Raw genomic sequence first — 17337 nt, 5'->3', positions numbered from 1 at the left:
AGAGAAAGTAGGATTCTGTTTGAACATCCGTATTGAGTTTAGGAGACGGGAAATAAGATGGACACAAGTGTAAAAAATTTAATTAGTATGGGCCCTCTGGAGGACTCTTTTATCTATTATGATTTGGGGAATCAAGTATTCTACAGTGCAAAACAAGGCATGAATTATTTAGCCATTGCAGCCCCTATTGCAATCTATTCCTTGCAACGGCTGTCGAAGTTGCTCAACCAAACCTTTGGAGATGTCTCCTCCCCTTTCAATTTGATCTTTTTTATCTTGATGTCTCTGTTTTTGGTTTTCGGGACCATTCTCCTTGCCAAATCTACCCGACGCAACATGAAGACAGATAGATTTAGAAAAGTCCGGCTCACAAAAGTTAATATCAAAACACTTAGGAGAAAATATAGATGGACCGTCCTAGTTGAGATTTTTTGTTTTCTCATGGTTCTGTTTTCCATCTATCGCTATTTTATCTACTCTGATTTTCAGTTCTTGATTATGTATATGTTAGGGATTTTTTCCCTTGTTTATATTGTCTATGAATTTCAGATGAAAACGCGCAAACGACTGTTCAAGGAGCTGATGGAGGCATTACAGGACGATAGCCGAGGGAAAGAGGGAGAAATGTAAGATGAGAAAAATCATTTATATAGGCCAAGGAAACCAGCAATCCGTCTACTATAACACAAGGACGAGAGAGGCTTTAGCGACAGAATCTAGCGCCTCGTCAGAAACCGACGGTGCCATCAGTTCAAAGAAATCCAAGTGGCCTTGGGTTGTCTTCTTTGTTTTCTTGCTAGTTACTATTATCGGTATTTGGATTCGTTCCTTGCTAGCGCCCTTTAGATTGAGTGAGTGGATGGCACCTATCCATCTAGCCGCAATCCTTTTCGTTTTTATCGGAAGTGTTTATGGATTTGAAAAACTGTTCTACAGTGGGGCTAAGTCGCTTGTCCCAGCAAGTGAAGAGCAGTTTAAAGAAGCAGTTGAAAGTAGTAAATTTTGGAAAAAATCTCCGGATAAGGAACCAACAGTCGATAAAATCATCTTGTATCTATTTGCTATCCTCGTTCTTCTATTTGTTTTTGTTATTGTTGTGTTCTTTGCCATACCTGGGACCTTCATTCCCTACTATGAACATGAATGGTTTGAGCCGTCGATGTTCATGGTGCCAATCGGAGCAACGATCGTCCCAATTAGCGTGGTTCTTCTACTATTTCAAAACAATCCAATCCGCTGGCTGTTAGCCGTACGAAAATACAAGCAGGGGAAAGTATTATTTGGGGAAGAGAAGAACTAGAAACATGAGAGAAACGCTATTACTATTACCAGTGGTTGATGATGTTTTATCAACGACCTATGATAAAAATTGAAGTTTCTGATTATAGTGATTGGTGGAAACTGTGGTGATTTTATATGAGAAAAATAATTTTTATTGGACAGAGCGGTAATAAGGCCGTTTACTATAATACGCGAACGAGAGAAGCTCTTGTAGCAGATAAGAGCGCCTTGTTAAATACAGAAGGAGCTAGGAAGAGCAATAGTGCTATCATTCCTTTGATGTTTGCTTTTGTTTTTTTTGGTATTATCGGAGGATTAGTAGCTATACCTGCATTTTCGGATTTTCGATACAGCAGCTGGATGGTTCCGCCTTATATCGTTGCCCAGTTCTTTGTCTGCTTTGGCTTTATATGGATGATGGAAGAGGCCTTGTATAAAGAGGTGAAACAGGTTCAAGGGGTAAGTTCTCAACAGTTCGCGAAAGCTGTTGATTCAAATCTGTTCTGGGACAATTTCAGCGATAAAAAAGCGACGTTTGGGAAAATGTTGGCTTTTATGATTGTTATGCTATTAGTTTTTATGACTACTATAGTAATATTTGTTGCTACTATCCCAAGTATTATTGACTCATTCAATAAGCAAGAGACATTTGATATACAAATCTTTTTCTCGCCTTTAGCAGGTCTCTTTCCTGCCTTGTTGTACCTTTTCTTATTCCAAAACAATCCAATACGCTGGCTTTTAGCTGTGCGAAAGTATGAACAGGGGAAAGTGATATTTAAGGAAGAAATAGAAAAGAGAGGATGATAATGTCACAAGAGAGATATTTGCAGATCAAAAAAGAGCATCAAGTTCGTAAGTTTGTGGGGCGTTTCCTCTTCATTCTTCTCGCTATACTCGATGTTCTACTGGTATCAAGTCATTCCAATTATGTCCCGCTTGTAACGGTGGCTATGGTAACGATTGTGCCTTTTAATCATTTTCTACTTGGTCCTCTTAGGAGACAGAAAAAAGCCATAGAAAAAGAGCATCCAGAATGGAAAATACTCAGTACAAAGGGAGTAAAGGTTCCCTCGGCTGAAGCCACTAAAAGAACCTTGGCTGGTATTGGGATCTTGATGGCCTTGCTGCTGTCTTTTGGGCTATTCTATAAACCTGTGAAACAGCCGAACGACCAAGTAAACAAGCCGCCTAAGCTTGATTCTAACACGCCTGAAACGTCCAAGCCTTCTGAGTCTGAGTCGTCCAGTTCCTCTAAGACCAAAGAATCCAGTTCCTCAGAGTCGAAATCCTCGTCTTCGACTGAACAAAGTTCTAAAACCGAAAGTTCAGAAACAAAGCCGTCAAAAAGCGAATCCAATAATCCTTATTACCAGATTCCAGGACTTACTGACGAACAAGTGAGAGATATCATATCAAAATCTGTGAAAGATTTGAGAGAAAAACAGTCAAAAGAAAAATCCAAAGAGTAGACTCGAGGGCATCGATGTCCTTCTGGACGAGTTCGTTTTGGGATTTTACTGTATAAAATAACAGGAGGAGTTCATATGAATAAAGAAGTAATTGGTTTGATAGTTGGGACAATCGTCATCTTCCTATCTTTTGTATTTGTGTGTGGGACCTTTCTCTATCTCTATCTTCGAGATCAGAAGTTGGTCCGTCTTGCCAAGTCATCCGTACAGGGAACGGTTATCGGCTATAGCCGTTTTCGTGAGGGGTATCCACCTATCGTCGAATACACGGTGGATGGGATTGCTTATAAGAAAACCTTGCAGTATTTTATGTTCAAAACGGTCACAATTCCGTGGGGGACTACTAAATTTTTAAAGGACTATACAAGAGAAGATATGCTGGCGCCTTCGATCACTCGCTACAGCAACTCCTTTGTTTCCTTCAAACGCTTGATGCAGACCCATTTCCCCCTTCATTCGGAGCTGACAGTCTGGTATGATCCAGACAAGCCGACCAGGGGCTATGTCGAACGTTACAGCGGAATGGACAAGTTTTACAAGTGGTTTGGTATCGGATTTGGACTGGCTCTAGTTATAGTCTATGGGATAGTGATCCTAGCCTTTTTGTCCAATTTGTCCAAGATATACGCATAAAGGTCAGTTGGTTAATAGGAAACGTGACTTCCCATCGAGCTTCAAGGAGGACAGAGTTTCTTTTCCATTTCCATGCTTATCAATCTTTTCTATCTGATACAGAGGAGAGGTTGCCTCCTACAAATACAGACAGGAAGTGAATTTTGACAAAGCCCCTTATTCGAGATATAATGAAGAAAAAGTGACCAAGGATAAATCAATGACAAACTCAAAGTATATCACACGCCTGAAACGTTCAGAGGGTCAGTTGCGTGGGATTCAAAAGATGATTGAAGAAGATCGTGACTGTGCAGATATTGTTACGCAGTTGACAGCAGTGAAATCTAGCGTTGAGCGCGTGATTGAGATGATCATTACTGAAAATCTTACTGACTGTATCAACCAACCACTAGACGACCCCGAGGCTCAAAAGGAACGCCTAGAAAAGGCCATCCGATACCTGATTAAACGGAAATAAACTAATTTGCTATTGATAAACAATGCAGACAAAGGTATTTAAGTCTATTTCGATAAAAAAATCATGTCGGATAAACGGATGATTTCCCCCAATACTAATGAGAAAACCTCTTTTTAGATACCATCAATGTGCTTCTTTTTTAGAAGCAACGGGCTACGAGCCCTATATCAGTGGGTTGCAGAAATGAAAAAACCGATTAAGGAACTTAATCGGTTTTTTCATTATTCTACTTGACCGGGCCAAGCATTCATACCACCTTCTACATTGATAACGGTGAGGTCTTGGGCGCTTAGAAATTCACAAGCAGATGCGGAGCGTACTCCACCTTGACAGATGACATGATATTCCTGGTCAGGTTTGAGTTCTTTGTAACCTTGCTCCAAGGTACTTAAAGGCAGATTTTTGGCACCTGGTGCATGTCCTGCTTGGAATTCATGCACTTCACGTACATCGATAAGGTTTAGATTTTCATTTAGATATTTTTCATAAAAGTCAGCCATGCTGATACTCGTTTCCATATTCGACTCCTTCTGGATTAGACATTTTATATTGTGAATAAGCACCATCAAGGTTTTGGACGGTAAATCCTGCCGCTAGAGGATACGCTCTGTGATCTAGTTGCGCAAAACGCTGATGTAGGCGTCTGGTTCATCCAAGTTCTCCCCTAGTTCATTTAGGGGGATATGAATGGTATCGACCTTGGGTCGCTCCCCTGAAATTCGCCACTTATCTGCACATCTAGGGATTTTGGCCCTTAGTCAGATTGTCTTCGAGCGGACACCGTTGGATATGGTCGCTCAGACCTTCGATAAGGTTCAAGGCTGCGTAGCCCATTTGATGCTTCTAGATGACCTGACCTGTCCAAGCGCTCATACCGCCTCGAACATTGATGACATCGTAGCCATTTTTCTTTAGCTTCTTCGCAGCTAGTTTGCTTCGCACACCAGAGTGACAAATGACATAGAGTGTTTCTTTTGTCGCTGGTGCATAAGATCCGATTTCGGATAGAGGGACATTCTTGGCATTTTTGATATGACCTCTATGGAATTCCGTAGGCGTCCGAACATCTAGTAGCTGAATCGGTTCTCTGAGTTTAGCTTCTAACTCGCTGGTAGAAATACTGTCAATTTTTGTAAATAATAAGTGAAACATAGGCACCTCCACATATACCCTTATGGGGTATATTAAACCATGAAGTTAATCTTTTGTCAAGCAAGTTGTTTTGAGTTGGGAGGGAATTAGTTTCGAGAGTCTAGAAAGCAGGCTATTCTTGACCTTTCAAAGGCTTTTTGATATGATGGGTCCAAATTAAGTGTGAGGTGATAAGATGGCTAGCGAATACCAGAAAATGATAGCAGGGGAGCCTTACCGTCCGTCGGATCCTGAATTACGGACCTTGGCGCAGGCTTCTCGCCAAAAACAGGCTGCCTTTAACAAGGAAGAAGAACCCTTGAAGGGAGCGGATATTATCAAGACTTGGTTTGGCTCAACTGGGCAAAATCTCTATGTCAATCCACGCTTGGTGGTCGATTATGGGGTCAATATTCATCTAGGGGAAAATTTTTATTCTAATTGGAACTTGACTATGCTGGATGTTTGTCCGATTCGCATTGGGAACAACGCTATGCTTGGCCCCAACTGTCAGTTTTTAACCCCACTCCATCCACTGGATCCACATGAACGCAATTCAGGGGTCGAATATGGCAAGCCCATCACCATTGGAGATAATTTCTGGGCTGGAGGTGGCGTCATTGTCCTTCCTGGAGTGACACTGGGAAATAACGTCGTTGCAGGAGCAGGGGCCGTGATCACCAAGTCCTTTGGAGACAATGTCGTCCTAGCTGGCAATCCTGCGCGTGTTATCAAGGAAATCCCTGTAAAAGAAAACTAAAAAGAACAGCTTGGGCTGTTCTTTTTATAATCTTTATCTTAGTCTTATAGATTTTTCTTTTTTTGCTTTTTGGGTTAGAGTGACATCGCACTTGGGGATGTTGCTTTTAAAAACTATTAAATGCATTTTAGTACTCTCAAATTGTTTCTAGTAGCCCTTTCAAAAGAATACTAAGCGAAACTGAATTTAAGGAAACTTTCAGAAAAGTTTTAGTTTCGTTTCAGGAATCTTCTGTAGACTGTCTAGCTATATCATACGAAGGAGATGAAAAAGGTATGAAATCAAAAAAATGGACCCTAGTCGCAACGAGTTTAACGGCAATGGTGCTGATGGCAGCATGTTCCCAGTCAACAACTACATCCAATACCAATGCAACGACAAATAGTGCCACAACAACTGCGACAAAGACAAACCAATCATCCTATTTTACAGAGAAGGACAATGATACCTCTTATGACGAAAGCACAGCTTCTAAGATTGAGTTATCTGGCTCATCAGCAAACGTCTCTGGAGATGGGGTGACAGTCTCTGAATCAACAGTGACCATCACAAAATCTGGAACCTATGTGATTTCAGGTCAGTCTGACGGAGTGCAGATCAAGATCGAGGCAGATAAGTCGGCAGATGTTCATCTAGTCCTAAAAGGTGCGACCATGACCAATACCAATGCAGCGATATCTGCGACATCAGCTGGCCATGTCTACTTGACTCTAGCAGAGGGAACCACCAACAGTCTCTCTGACTCAAGCTCTAACAGCGACGAAAAAGCAGACGCAGCTCTCTTTTCTAAGGTGGATTTGACCATCAACGGGAAAGGAACTCTCAATGTAGATGGCAAGAAGAACAACGGTATCAAGGCCAACGACACCCTCCACATCACGGGTGGAACCTATAACATCACAGCAATTGGCGATGCCTTTAATGTCAATGATGAACTCAACATCACTGGTACGACCATGACTATCGATGCCAAGGAAGATGGCCTAAAGGTGGACAATGACGAGGATACTTCAGTCGGAACCATGTACCTATCCAACAACAACATCACCGTCACAGCAGGAGATGATGGCATCCACGCATCAGGTGGTTTGGTTATCGATAGTGGTACCTACACCGTCAAGAATTCGACAGAAGGACTTGAAGGTAAGTCAATCACTATCAACGGTGGGGACATTAGCATCTATTCGACAGATGATGGAGTCAACGCAGCTAATAAAAACGCCCAACAGAGTGAAATCTTCTTCACCATGAACGGTGGGAACCTGACAGTAGAAGTCGGCCAAGGGGACACAGACCCAATCGACTCGAACGGCAATATCACAGTCACAGGCGGAACCATTAAAATGACTGGTCAAACAGGTTTTGACTTTGATGGAACAGCGACCTACACAGGTGGAGATATCTATCTCAATGGTGAAAAACAAACGGAAATTGTCAACTCTATGCCTGGTGGCGGAGGACCAAATGGAGGCCCTCAAGGCGAAGGTCCAGCCCCTGGCGGACAAGGATAAAAAGAATCTCCTTTCTCGAAAGAGAAGGGAGAGTTTTTGTGCTTGAGAGATGGATTGTAGCTAAAATAACTTCCAATCAGGACTTGAGAACTTCTTGGTTCGGGTTATATAAAAATGCGTGAAATGGATTTCCATTGCTAAGGTTATTAGAGTTGCGATAGCAATGACGATGGTTGGATTGGCTGAGAAAAGTAGAGGAAGAATAGGCCTTTAAAAAGTGGGCAGGAAAGACCATTTCGGAGTATAGAGAGGAAGTTCAAAAACATTTTTAGAAATAAGACATGTGCATTATAAACATCAGATACGAATCTGGTGTTTTATTTTTTTAAAGAATTTAACCCTTTCTCTTGACAAGTGAGTGATTACTCACTATAATAGCTTCGGTGATTTAAAAAGTGAGTATTAACTCACCAAGGAGGAAGTAAATGAAAACATTACTACATTTACAAGATTTAGTAAAATCTTTTGACCATCAAATAGTTCTGAATCATGTCAGCTTTGAATTGCAGCCAGGAGAAATTATAGGATTAATTGGTCCGTCTGGTGCTGGTAAATCAACTATGATTAAGACTACGTTAGGAATGGAAAAGGCTGATGGAGGCGTAGCTTTAGTGTTAAATCACACTATGCCCAATCGCCATATTTTAGGAGATATTGGCTATATGGCCCAATCAGATGCTTTATACGAGTCCTTGTCAGGCCAAGAAAATCTGGAATTTTTTGGTCAGCTAAAGGGGCTTTCTAAAAAAGACCTAAAGGCGGAAATTGCTTATATAGCTCAAGTAGTAGATCTGACAGACTACTTAAACAAGGCGGTATCTGGTTATTCTGGAGGAATGAAACGGCGTTTGTCACTGGCTATCGCGCTTTTAGGAAATCCTCAACTCTTGATTTTGGACGAACCGACAGTTGGAATCGACCCTTCTCTTCGAAAGAAAATCTGGAAAGAATTATTCGCGCTTAGAGACAAAGGGGTTGGGATATTAGTTACTACCCATGTTATGGATGAAGCAGAGTTGACGGATAAGGTCAGCTTATTATTAGGCGGAAAAATCATTGCTTTTGATACACCGCAACACTTAAAAGAAAGTTATCAAGCTTCAAGTATTGAAGAAGTATTTTTAAAAGCAGAAGGTGAGTAAAATGAGAACAATAGCGATTGCAAAAAAAGTCATCAAAGAATTACTTCGTGACAAACGAACTCTAGCCCTGATGTTTATAGCACCTGTTTTTATCATGTGGTTGATGAACCTCATGTTTTCAGCTAGTACAACCGTGAATGTCAAGTTAGCGACACAAGATCTACCAACTGGTTTGGTAACGAAAATGGATGAGCTTGATCATGTGGACATCGAGACTTATCAAGACTTAGATCAGGCCAAAGAAGCGCTAGCAAATGAAAAAGTCGATGCTGTGATTTCTTATAAAGACGGTGAGTATCAGGTCGACTACGCAAATACAGATGCCTCCAAGACATCTATGATACGACAAGTGTTACGAACAAGTATCGCCAGTGAAGGCACCGATCAGTTACTATCTCGTGTCAAACAAGCTCTTCCACAATTGGACTCGGACGCAAAAACACCAGAAATCAAGGAGTCTTATCAGTATGGAGATGAAAATACAAGCTTCTTTACCAGTATGATTCCGGTTTTGATAGGTTTTGTAGTTTTCTTCTTTGTCTTTTTGATTTCAGGTATGGCGCTTTTGAAAGAGCGCACCAGTGGAACACTAGAACGTTTGTTAGCAACACCAGTGAAACGATCTGAAATCGTCTATGGCTATATGTTGTCTTACGGTATTATTGCGATTTTTCAAACGGCAGTTGTCGTCTTAGCAGCAATTTGGCTACTAGATGTAGAAGTTGTAGGAAGTATTTTAAATGTTATAATAGTTAATGTGGTACTGGCTCTTGTAGCACTAGCTTTTGGAATTTTCTTGTCTACTCTAGCAAAATCAGAATTCCAAATGATGCAATTTATTCCTCTCGTGATTATGCCTCAACTCTTTTTCTCAGGGATTATTCCATTGTCATCCATGGGAGAATGGGCTCCAACTGTGGGGAAATTTTTGCCATTAACCTATTCTGGTGATGCAATAAGCCAGATTATTCTTTACGGACACAATCTTGGTGATATTTTGCCAAATCTTGGTGTTTTAATGATTTTCTTGATCATTTTAACAATTCTTAATATTGTTGGATTGCGTCGTTATCGTAAAGTTTAGAAATCAACATAAATAATGCTAAAAAGGTGTGAAGATTAGATGGATAAGACTGTTTTTGAATCGTTTGAAGATTACTTAGAAGAAGCGAATTACCCTCAAGGAAAGAAAAAAATCATGCAGGCAGCAGTGGATCTCATATCAACCAGGAGTTACCATGGGACCTCAACTCTTCACATAGCTGAGCGTGCTGGACTAAGCCAGGCAACTTTGTTTAAGTATTTTAAGACGAAGGATGATTTACTGACGGCTATTTTACATCCTGTAGTCCCAGGCATTTTCGGTAGTTTTTTTGAGGAACTCTTAGCTTTTGAAACGACAGAAGAGAGGGTTCGTTATCTCGTCCATGATCGTATGAGCTATCTCAAAAAAAATCGTGCTTTGATGAAAATCATTCTGCAGGAGAGTTTTTCAAATAAAAAACTAAAAAATGAACAGATTTTTATCTGGAATGCTATTCAAGATAAACTTCGAGTACTTCATAAGGAATTGCTAGCAGATCCACGTGTAAATCCAGAGTTAACGAGTCCTCAAATGGTTCGTATTTGTGTTGGTCCATTGTTGGCTTACTTCGCTCAGCTTTATATCGTTAGCGATAATGGAGAAATAAAAGAGGAAGACTTAGACTTATTAGAAAAACAGATTTTAGGTGGTTTGTGGAAATAGAGTAGGCCTAGACAAAATGGAGGCTAGATTCTATTGGTTTGGCTTCTTGTACAAGATAATATAAAAGGGTATACATTACCTGATGCAGATTCGTGCTTTTTTATTATTGAATTTGGTATTTTGGTGATAGTCCTCAATCACTTTGCCAAAACAGAAACCGACTTCTCCAGCGGTGCAACGATTTCTCAAGTGTATGGAAGAGGAGATTTCTGGACTGATAAAGACAACTCCTTGACACTCCGTCAGCTTTTGATACAATAGTACAAAATTACAGGAGGTGGGCTATGATTCAGAAACATGCGATTCCCATTTTAGAGTTTGACGACAACCCCCAGGCGGTCCTTATGCCAACACATGAGGGATTGGACTTAAAGTTGCCAAAGAAGTGCATCTATGCATTTTTGGAGGAGGAAATCGACCGTTATGCTCAGGAAGTAGGGGCGGATTGTGTTGGTGAGTTCGTTTCGGCCACCAAGACTTATCCAGTCTACGTCCTCAACTACAAGGGTGAGGAGATTTGTCTAGCCCAGGCGCCCGTAGGCTCTGCCCCAGCGGCCCAGTTTATGGATTGGTTGATTGGCTATGGTGTGGAGCAAATCATTTCCACTGGAACCTGTGGAGTTCTAGCCGATATAGAGGAGAATGCCTTTCTCGTCCCTGTTCGCGCTTTGCGAGATGAGGGAACTAGCTACCATTATGCAGCACCTTCTCGTTATATGGAGATGCAGATTGAGGCTGTCTCTGCCATTGAGCAAATCTTGGAGCAAATAGGCATTCCTTATGAGGAAGTTATGACCTGGACGACAGATGGTTTTTACCGAGAGACGGCTGAAAAGGTTGCTTATCGTAAGGAAGAAGGCTGTGCTGTTGTGGAGATGGAGTGTTCGGCTCTTGCGGCAGTAGCTCAGCTACGTGGGGTTGTCTGGGGAGAACTGCTCTTTACCGCAGATTCCTTGGCGGATCTAGACAACTACGACAGTCGTGACTGGGGTTCTGAAGCTTTTGACAAGGCACTCGAACTCTGTCTTGCCATTGTGCACTACATGTGAGTGTTCTGACTGTTTTTATGGTAGAATGTAGCTATGTTATTCAAATCTTTTTTGGAAAAAATCAAAACGAATCTGGCTCGTTTATCGCCAGCCCGTCGCATCTTTTTAAGTTTTGCCCTAGTAATCTTCTTGGGCTCGCTCCTTTTAAGCCTCCCCTTTGTGCAATCAGAAACGTCACAAGCGGCCTACTTTGATCATCTCTTTACAACGGTGTCCATGGTCTGTGTGACAGGGCTCTTCACCCAGCCGGTAGCCTCTACTTACAATATGTGGGGCCAGTTGATCTGTATGCTCTTGATCCAGATTGGCGGTTTGGGGCTCATGACCTTTATCGGAATCTTTTATATCCAAGGCAAGCAAAAGCTCAGTCTTCGTGGCCGGGAGACCATTCAAGAAAGTTTCAGTTATGGAGAAACCCAGTCTTTAAAGGACTTTATTCGCTCGATCTTTCTGACGACTTTTCTGGTAGAAGGGATCGGTGCCTTTCTCCTGAGTTTTCGATTTATTCCGGAATTTGGCTGGGGCCGAGGACTGTTAACCTCTATCTTTTTGGCTATTTCCGCTTTCTGTAATGCTGGATTTGATAATTTTGGAAGTACGAGTTTGCTAGTTTTTCAAACGGACCCCTTGATCAATCTAGTGATTGCGGGTTTGATTATCACGGGTGGTCTAGGATTTATGGTCTGGTTTGACCTAGCGACCCAGTTTGGGAAAAAGAAAAAACGTCGCCTGCGTTTCCATACCAAGTTGGTTCTCTTTTTAACGGCGGGAATTTTACTCTTTGGAACCGTATCGACTTTGTTCATCGAGTGGAACAATCCTAGAACGATTGGAAATCTCAGCGCTCCAGAAAAATTGCTGGTTAGTTTCTTCCAGACCGTCAGCATGAGAACGGCAGGCTTTGCTTCCATTGACTACACTCAGGCTCGACCAGTTACCTTACTGATCTACATCCTACAGATGTTTCTGGGCGGGGCACCTGGAGGGACAGCAGGGGGGCTCAAGATTACGACCTTCTTTGTCTTATTGGTCTTTGCTCGTAGCGAACTATTGGGCTTGCCTCATGCCAATGTGGCTCGGAGGACCATTGAACCCCGAACCGTGCAAAAATCTTTCAGTGTCTTTATTATCTTCTTGCTAACATTCTTGCTGGGCTTGATCCTGCTAGGGATAACAGCAGAGGGAAATCCGCGTTTTATTTACCTCATGTTTGAGACCATTTCAGCCCTTGCGACAGTTGGGGTGACGGCAAATTTAACACCAGAGCTAGGCAAGATAGCCCTCAGCATCGTTATGTTGCTGATGTTTATCGGCCGTATTGGTCCCTTGACACTACTGGTCAGTGTAGCAGAATACCAGCCAGACAAGAAAGATACGATTCACTATATGAAAGCAGATATCACTATCGGATAAGAAAGGAAGAACGATGTCAGATCGGACAATTGGAATTTTAGGTTTGGGAATTTTTGGGAGCAGTGTTTTGGCAGCCCTAGCCAAGCATGATATGAATATCATTGCTATTGATGACCACGAGGAGCGCATTAATCAATTTGAACCTGTGCTGGCGCGTGGGGTAGTTGGAGATATCACGGATGAAGAACTCCTTCTATCAGCGGGGATTGACACCTGCGATACCGTAGTTGTCGCAACGGGTGAAAATTTGGAGTCCAGTGTTCTAGCGGTTATGCACTGCAAGAGTCTAGGAGTACCGACCGTCATTGCCAAGGTCAAAAGTCATACAGCTAAAAAGGTTCTAGAAAAAATTGGCGCAGACGCAGTCATCTCACCAGAGTTTGAAATGGGGCGCTCATTGGCACAGACCATCCTCTTTCATAACAGCGTAGACGTCTTTCAGCTGGACAAGAATGTATCGATTGTCGAGATGAAAATCCCTAAATCGTGGGTAGGTAAAAGCCTCAGTCAGTTGGATTTGCGTGGGCGATACAACCTCAACGTACTTGGCTTTCGTGCCTACGAAAATGCTCCTCTGGATGTCCAATTTGGACCCAATGACCTCTTGCAGGCAGATGCTTATATCATGGCCGTCATTAATAACCAACATCTGGACACCCTAGCTGAACTGAGTGAGTAGGAGAGGAAGGGTACTCTCTTTCCAATAATTAACGAGTCAATATAAGTATTTTATAAGAGGGATTTAAGAAAAATTTTAACTTTTTCTTAATCCTTTTTAATTTCAGGAGATTATACTAGAGTCATCAAAAAAAGAAAACTCTAAGGAGAATCCTATGAAATTCAATCCAAATCAGAGATATACTCGTTGGTCTATTCGCCGTCTCAGTGTCGGTGTTGCTTCAGTTGTTGTGGCTAGTGGCTTCTTTGTTCTAGTTGGTCAACCAAGTTCTGCACGTGCTGATGTCGTCAATCCGACTCCTGCCCAAGTCGTGCCAGACGCTGCTTCGGTGAGTGAAAAGAGCGACTTACCAGCAGAGGTTCTCAAAAAAGCAGTCGATGTAGCTCTTCCTTCAGAACAGTCTATTCCAACACCTAAAGCAAGTGTGGATACGACAAGCTCTTCAGAAAAAGCGGACGCAACTGCTAAAGAGCCGGCAGTAGCACCAAAAGAAGAAGTGCAAGCACAACCTGACTCTAAGAAACAAACAGAAGATGCAGTTAAACCTGTGGAAAGTCCTGCGTCTACAGTTTCTGGACAAGACCGTGAAGCCAGTGAAGCGCAACCAGCGACCACTCCAGCTGAAGTGCAAAAAGGTGTGGCTGACAATACCAAAGACACAGTAGATGTCCCAGCTAGCTACCTTGACAAAGCCAACTTCCCAGGTCCATTCACAGCTGGTGTCAATCAAGTCATTCCATACGAAGCTTTTGGTGGAGATGGCATGTTGACTCGTCTTATCTTGAAAGCATCCGACAAGGCTCCATGGTCCGACAACGGAACAGCTAAAAATCCAGCTCTCCCACCAGTAGAGAAATTGGGCAAAGGCCTTTACTTCTATGAAGTGGATTTGGCTGGCACTCAAGGAAAATCTGACAAGGAACTACTTGACCTCTTGAAACAAAATGGTACACAAAGCTATAAAGCTACTATCAAGGTGTACGGTGCGAAAGACGGCAAGCCTGACTTAACTAACCTCGTAGCGACTAAAAATTTGGATGTCAACTTGAATGGCTTGACTACTCCAGCTGAAGTCCAAAAAGGCGTAGCCGACAACACCAAAGACACAGTAGATGTCCCAGCCACTTACTTGGACAAGGCTAACTTCCCAGGACCATTCACAGCTGGTGTCAATCAAGTCATTCCATATGAATTTTTCGCTGGAGACGGCATGTTAACTCGTCTTATCTTGAAAGCATCCGATAAGGCTCCATGGTCAGACAATGGTTCAGCTAAAAATCCAGCTCTCCCACCAGTAGAGAAATTGGGCAAAGGTCTTTACTTCTATGAAGTAGACTTGGCAGGCACCCAAGGAAAATCAGATAAAGAGCTGCTTGACCTCTTGAAACAAAATGGTACGCAAAGCTATAAAGCTACTATCAAGGTGTACGGTACGAAAGACGGCAAGCCTGACTTAACTAACCTCGTAGCGACTAAAGATTTGACTGTTAATTTGAATGGCTTGACCACACCAAATCAGGTTAAAGAGTCTGTTGTTAACAATGTCAAAGACATGATTGATGTTCCAGCTAGCTACCTTGATAAGGCTAAGGTTCCTGGACCTTTCTTGGCCGGCGTCAACCAAGTTATTCCATACGAAGCTTTTGGTGGAGATGGCATGTTGACTCGCCTCTTGTTAAAAGCCTCAGATAAAGCCCCATGGTCAGACAATGGAATGGCTAAAAATCCAGCTCTATTGCCGCTTGAAGGCTTGGCTAAAGGTCAATATTTCTACGAAGTGGATTTGAATGGCAATACGGTTGGCAAAGATGGTCAGGCCTTGCTGGAGCAACTTCGAGCTAACGGAACCCATACATATCTAGCTACTGTTAAAGTCTATGGATCTAAAGATGGCAAACCTGATTTGACCAATCTGATTGCTACTCGTCAAGTAACGATTCAGCTTCGTGGAAAAGAAATGGCGACAATACCATCTCAACAAGGTCAGATGAATACGAAGCCTTCTGAAACAGGCTCTACAGGTATGACTGAGGGTATGATGGGTACAAATCACCATATGTCAGATATGAAAGTAGATCAACCAGCTTCTAGCCCAATGGCTAATATGATGAAAAAAGATGATAAAGCGATGCTACCAAATACTGGGGAAGCTAAAACAGCTACAGCTGGCCTTGGTATCGTTGGTCTAGCCTTGGCAGGGCTTGTTGGACTTTTGGGTTTGACAACCAAACGAGAAGATTAAGATTCAAATCACTTAAACATTAGGGAAAATAGTGTTATACTAAAGCAAGTATAACACTGTTTTTATCGAAGGAGTGTCAGATGAAAAAGACAATTTTGCTGGTTGATGATGAGATAGATATTCTAGATATTCAAAACCGCTATCTTATACAGGCAGGTTACGACGTTTTGGTCGCCCATGATGGCAAGGAGGGATTAGAGCTTTTCAGAAAAAAATCTATCGACCTCATTATCACAGATATCATGATGCCCAATATGGACGGTTATGATTTTATCAGTGAAGTTCAGTATATCGCTCCGGATCAACCCTTCCTCTTTACAACTGCTAAGACGAGCGAACAGGATAAGATTTATGGATTAAGTTTGGGGGCAGATGATTTTATAGTCAAACCCTTTAGCCCACGCGAATTGGTTTTAAGAGTGAATAATATCTTGCGTCGCCTTAGCCGTGGAGTAGAGACAGAACAGATCGAGTTTGGTGACTTGGTAATCAACCATGTGACTCATGAAGTTCGCATTGGGGAGCAACCTTTGGAATTGACAGTAAAATCCTTTGAGCTTCTATGGATATTGGCCAGCAATCCTGAGAGAGTCTTTTCAAAGACGGAACTTTATGAGAAGGTATGGCAAGAGGACTATGTGGATGATACCAATACACTCAATGTTCATATCCATGCTTTGAGGCAAGAGTTGACCAAGTATACAAATTCAAATGCTCCTGCTATCAAAACTGTCTGGGGTTTGGGTTATAAGATGGAAAGACCAAGAGGTAGAAAATGAAATTAAAAAACTATATTTTAGTGGGGTATCTAGTGTCGACTCTACTAACGATTTTGGTCGTTTTCTGGGCAGTCCAACGAATGTTGATCGAGAAAAGTGAAGTTTACTTTCTAGTTGGAATGACCTTGATTGCTAGTTTCATTGGCGCTGCAGTAAGCATCTTTCTTTTGTCGCCTGTGTTCTCTTCTCTGAAACATTTGAAAAAACAAGCTCAGGATATAGCAAGCAAGGATTTCAGCACAGAAATTGAAACCAAGGGCCCATTAGAATTTCAAGAGCTGGGCCAGGCTTTTAATGACATGTCCCACAATTTGCAGGCTACCTTTCAATCACTTGATGAGAGCGAGCAAGAAAAGAGAATGATGATTGCGCAGCTCTCTCACGATATTAAAACTCCCATTACCTCCATTCAGGTTACTGTGGAGGGAATTCTAGATGGAGTGATTAAGGAAGAGGAACGGCTCCACTACTTAACCACGATTGGTCGGCAAACTGAGCGTCTAAACAAGCTAGTGGAGGAATTGGATGTTTTGACTCTTAATACACAACCTCAAGAAATTGCTGACGAGGAAGTCGAAGAGGTCTTTTTAGATCAGTTGCTGATTGAGTCAATGAGTGAATTTCAACTCCAGATTGAACAAGAGGAGCGAGATGTTTACATTCAAGTATCACCTGAGTTAGCGAAAATCAAGAGCCATTCTGACAAACTTTCTCGCATTCTGGTCAATTTGTTAAACAATGCCTTTAAATATTCAGAACCAGGAACCAGAATCGAGGTTCTTGCCCAATTAACAGAACAAGAACTGACAATCAGTGTGAAAGACGAGGGACAGGGGATCCTTCCTGAGGATTTGGAAAAGATTTTTAAACGACTTTATCGTGTAGAAACTTCGCGCAATATGAAGACGGGTGGGCATGGCTTAGGTCTTGCGATCGCACGAGAACTAGCCCATCAGCTTGGTGGCGAAATCACAGCAGAAAGTCAATATGGCTTAGGAAGCAAGTTTACATTCAGCCTTAATTTGAAATAAAGCCGTAAAA

19 protein-coding genes and 2 pseudogenes are annotated in these 17337 nt (G+C 42.1%); 17 read left to right on the top strand and 4 right to left on the bottom strand.

The features are described from left to right. The first annotated feature begins 57 nt into the window (after positions 1–57). The 6 genes from BWR56_RS09480 (at position 58) to BWR56_RS09455 (ending at position 3843) form a co-directional block, all read left to right on the top strand. On the top strand, positions 58–630 hold the full coding sequence (locus BWR56_RS09480) for a hypothetical protein (RefSeq protein WP_076984863.1): 573 nt from the start codon (positions 58–60) through the stop codon (positions 628–630). Between the two features lies 1 nt (position 631). Further along, positions 632–1300: a hypothetical protein gene (locus tag BWR56_RS09475; RefSeq protein ID WP_049506243.1), complete on the top strand. Its 669-nt coding sequence runs from the start codon at positions 632–634 to the stop codon at positions 1298–1300. 116 nt (positions 1301–1416) lie between these two features. Further along, positions 1417–2088, top strand: coding sequence for a hypothetical protein (locus BWR56_RS09470; protein ID WP_076984862.1), 672 nt, complete (start codon positions 1417–1419; stop codon positions 2086–2088). Between the two features lie 2 nt (positions 2089–2090). Next, complete coding sequence (locus BWR56_RS09465; RefSeq protein ID WP_076984861.1) at positions 2091–2753, top strand: hypothetical protein; 663 nt, start codon at positions 2091–2093, stop codon at positions 2751–2753. A 75-nt stretch (positions 2754–2828) separates the two neighbouring features. After that, positions 2829–3386 (top strand): DUF3592 domain-containing protein, encoded by a 558-nt coding sequence (locus tag BWR56_RS09460; RefSeq protein WP_076984860.1) that lies wholly within the window; start codon positions 2829–2831, stop codon positions 3384–3386. Between the two features lie 199 nt (positions 3387–3585). After that, positions 3586–3843: a metal-sensitive transcriptional regulator gene (locus BWR56_RS09455; protein ID WP_002880547.1), complete on the top strand. Its 258-nt coding sequence runs from the start codon at positions 3586–3588 to the stop codon at positions 3841–3843. 221 nt (positions 3844–4064) lie between these two features. Here the strand turns inward: BWR56_RS09455 and BWR56_RS09450 are convergent, their stop codons facing one another. The 3 genes and pseudogenes from BWR56_RS09450 to BWR56_RS09440 all read right to left on the bottom strand — a co-directional run bounded on the left by BWR56_RS09450 (position 4065) and on the right by BWR56_RS09440 (position 4995). Further along, positions 4065–4361, bottom strand: a complete 297-nt coding sequence (locus BWR56_RS09450) for a rhodanese-like domain-containing protein (protein WP_076984859.1) — start codon at positions 4359–4361, stop codon at positions 4065–4067. Continuing rightward, a pseudogene (locus tag BWR56_RS10075) lies at positions 4336–4683 on the bottom strand (rhodanese-like domain-containing protein); the annotation flags it as partial. The gene BWR56_RS09450 and the pseudogene BWR56_RS10075, both read right to left, overlap by 26 nt. A 3-nt stretch (positions 4684–4686) precedes the next feature. Further along, positions 4687–4995, bottom strand: coding sequence for a rhodanese-like domain-containing protein (locus tag BWR56_RS09440; RefSeq protein ID WP_000468873.1), 309 nt, complete (start codon positions 4993–4995; stop codon positions 4687–4689). A gap of 175 nt (positions 4996–5170) precedes the next feature. Here BWR56_RS09440 and BWR56_RS09435 point away from each other — a divergent pair, with 175 nt between their 5' ends. Both BWR56_RS09435 and BWR56_RS09430 read left to right on the top strand, forming a co-directional pair. Further along, complete coding sequence (locus BWR56_RS09435; RefSeq protein ID WP_076984858.1) at positions 5171–5734, top strand: sugar O-acetyltransferase; 564 nt, start codon at positions 5171–5173, stop codon at positions 5732–5734. A 275-nt stretch (positions 5735–6009) separates the two neighbouring features. Further along, positions 6010–7245, top strand: coding sequence for a carbohydrate-binding domain-containing protein (locus tag BWR56_RS09430; RefSeq protein ID WP_076984857.1), 1236 nt, complete (start codon positions 6010–6012; stop codon positions 7243–7245). A gap of 60 nt (positions 7246–7305) precedes the next feature. Here the strand turns inward: BWR56_RS09430 and BWR56_RS10115 are convergent. Further along, positions 7306–7440 (bottom strand): annotated as a pseudogene (locus BWR56_RS10115) (low temperature requirement protein A); the annotation flags it as partial. 230 nt (positions 7441–7670) lie between these two features. Between BWR56_RS10115 and BWR56_RS09425 the strand changes: the two are divergent. From BWR56_RS09425 to BWR56_RS09380, 9 genes are all read left to right on the top strand, one after another. Next, complete coding sequence (locus BWR56_RS09425) at positions 7671–8387, top strand: ABC transporter ATP-binding protein (protein WP_076984856.1); 717 nt, start codon at positions 7671–7673, stop codon at positions 8385–8387. A 1-nt stretch (position 8388) separates the two neighbouring features. After that, positions 8389–9471, top strand: coding sequence for an ABC transporter permease (locus BWR56_RS09420; protein ID WP_076984855.1), 1083 nt, complete (start codon positions 8389–8391; stop codon positions 9469–9471). 39 nt (positions 9472–9510) lie between these two features. Next, positions 9511–10134 carry a TetR/AcrR family transcriptional regulator gene (locus tag BWR56_RS09415; RefSeq protein ID WP_033629180.1) on the top strand — a complete coding sequence of 208 codons (624 nt, stop codon included), beginning with the start codon at positions 9511–9513 and terminating at the stop codon, positions 10132–10134. Positions 10135–10418: 284 nt separating this feature from the next. Beyond that, positions 10419–11183, top strand: coding sequence for a nucleoside phosphorylase (locus tag BWR56_RS09405; RefSeq protein WP_033629181.1), 765 nt, complete (start codon positions 10419–10421; stop codon positions 11181–11183). A 33-nt stretch (positions 11184–11216) separates the two neighbouring features. Continuing rightward, positions 11217–12596: a TrkH family potassium uptake protein gene (locus BWR56_RS09400; protein WP_049506224.1), complete on the top strand. Its 1380-nt coding sequence runs from the start codon at positions 11217–11219 to the stop codon at positions 12594–12596. 13 nt (positions 12597–12609) lie between these two features. Continuing rightward, positions 12610–13275 carry a potassium channel family protein gene (locus BWR56_RS09395; protein WP_049506222.1) on the top strand — a complete coding sequence of 222 codons (666 nt, stop codon included), beginning with the start codon at positions 12610–12612 and terminating at the stop codon, positions 13273–13275. Positions 13276–13429: 154 nt separating this feature from the next. Then, positions 13430–15517 carry an SSURE domain-containing protein gene (locus BWR56_RS09390; protein WP_076984854.1) on the top strand — a complete coding sequence of 696 codons (2088 nt, stop codon included), beginning with the start codon at positions 13430–13432 and terminating at the stop codon, positions 15515–15517. Positions 15518–15597: 80 nt separating this feature from the next. Next, entirely contained in the window at positions 15598–16296 is a 699-nt protein-coding gene (locus tag BWR56_RS09385; RefSeq protein ID WP_076984853.1) for a response regulator transcription factor, read from the top strand. Beyond that, positions 16293–17327 (top strand): sensor histidine kinase, encoded by a 1035-nt coding sequence (locus BWR56_RS09380; RefSeq protein ID WP_076984852.1) that lies wholly within the window; start codon positions 16293–16295, stop codon positions 17325–17327. Before BWR56_RS09385 ends, BWR56_RS09380 begins: the two co-directional genes overlap by 4 nt. Positions 17328–17337 lie beyond the last annotated feature (10 nt).

Origin of the sequence: Streptococcus oralis, assembly GCF_001983955.1 — a bacterium.
GTDB lineage: Bacteria > Bacillota > Bacilli > Lactobacillales > Streptococcaceae > Streptococcus > Streptococcus jiangnanensis.
The sequence above is the reverse complement of the archived record's forward strand: the minus strand, read 5'-3'. Positions and strand labels throughout refer to the sequence as shown.

Bases quoted from the DNA above. Each gene is read 5' to 3' on its own strand.
- BWR56_RS09480 (WP_076984863.1), top strand. From the start codon at position 58: ATGGACACAAGTGTAAAAAATTTAATTAGTATGGGCCCTCTGGAGGAC.
- BWR56_RS09475 (WP_049506243.1), top strand. From the start codon at position 632: ATGAGAAAAATCATTTATATAGGCCAAGGAAACCAGCAATCCGTCTAC.
- BWR56_RS09470 (WP_076984862.1), top strand. From the start codon at position 1,417: ATGAGAAAAATAATTTTTATTGGACAGAGCGGTAATAAGGCCGTTTAC.
- BWR56_RS09465 (WP_076984861.1), top strand. From the start codon at position 2,091: ATGTCACAAGAGAGATATTTGCAGATCAAAAAAGAGCATCAAGTTCGT.
- BWR56_RS09460 (WP_076984860.1), top strand. From the start codon at position 2,829: ATGAATAAAGAAGTAATTGGTTTGATAGTTGGGACAATCGTCATCTTC.
- BWR56_RS09455 (WP_002880547.1), top strand. From the start codon at position 3,586: ATGACAAACTCAAAGTATATCACACGCCTGAAACGTTCAGAGGGTCAG.
- BWR56_RS09450 (WP_076984859.1), bottom strand. From the start codon at position 4,361: ATGGAAACGAGTATCAGCATGGCTGACTTTTATGAAAAATATCTAAAT.
- BWR56_RS09440 (WP_000468873.1), bottom strand. From the start codon at position 4,995: ATGTTTCACTTATTATTTACAAAAATTGACAGTATTTCTACCAGCGAG.
- BWR56_RS09435 (WP_076984858.1), top strand. From the start codon at position 5,171: ATGGCTAGCGAATACCAGAAAATGATAGCAGGGGAGCCTTACCGTCCG.
- BWR56_RS09430 (WP_076984857.1), top strand. From the start codon at position 6,010: ATGAAATCAAAAAAATGGACCCTAGTCGCAACGAGTTTAACGGCAATG.
- BWR56_RS09425 (WP_076984856.1), top strand. From the start codon at position 7,671: ATGAAAACATTACTACATTTACAAGATTTAGTAAAATCTTTTGACCAT.
- BWR56_RS09420 (WP_076984855.1), top strand. From the start codon at position 8,389: ATGAGAACAATAGCGATTGCAAAAAAAGTCATCAAAGAATTACTTCGT.
- BWR56_RS09415 (WP_033629180.1), top strand. From the start codon at position 9,511: ATGGATAAGACTGTTTTTGAATCGTTTGAAGATTACTTAGAAGAAGCG.
- BWR56_RS09405 (WP_033629181.1), top strand. From the start codon at position 10,419: ATGATTCAGAAACATGCGATTCCCATTTTAGAGTTTGACGACAACCCC.
- BWR56_RS09400 (WP_049506224.1), top strand. From the start codon at position 11,217: ATGTTATTCAAATCTTTTTTGGAAAAAATCAAAACGAATCTGGCTCGT.
- BWR56_RS09395 (WP_049506222.1), top strand. From the start codon at position 12,610: ATGTCAGATCGGACAATTGGAATTTTAGGTTTGGGAATTTTTGGGAGC.
- BWR56_RS09390 (WP_076984854.1), top strand. From the start codon at position 13,430: ATGAAATTCAATCCAAATCAGAGATATACTCGTTGGTCTATTCGCCGT.
- BWR56_RS09385 (WP_076984853.1), top strand. From the start codon at position 15,598: ATGAAAAAGACAATTTTGCTGGTTGATGATGAGATAGATATTCTAGAT.
- BWR56_RS09380 (WP_076984852.1), top strand. From the start codon at position 16,293: ATGAAATTAAAAAACTATATTTTAGTGGGGTATCTAGTGTCGACTCTA.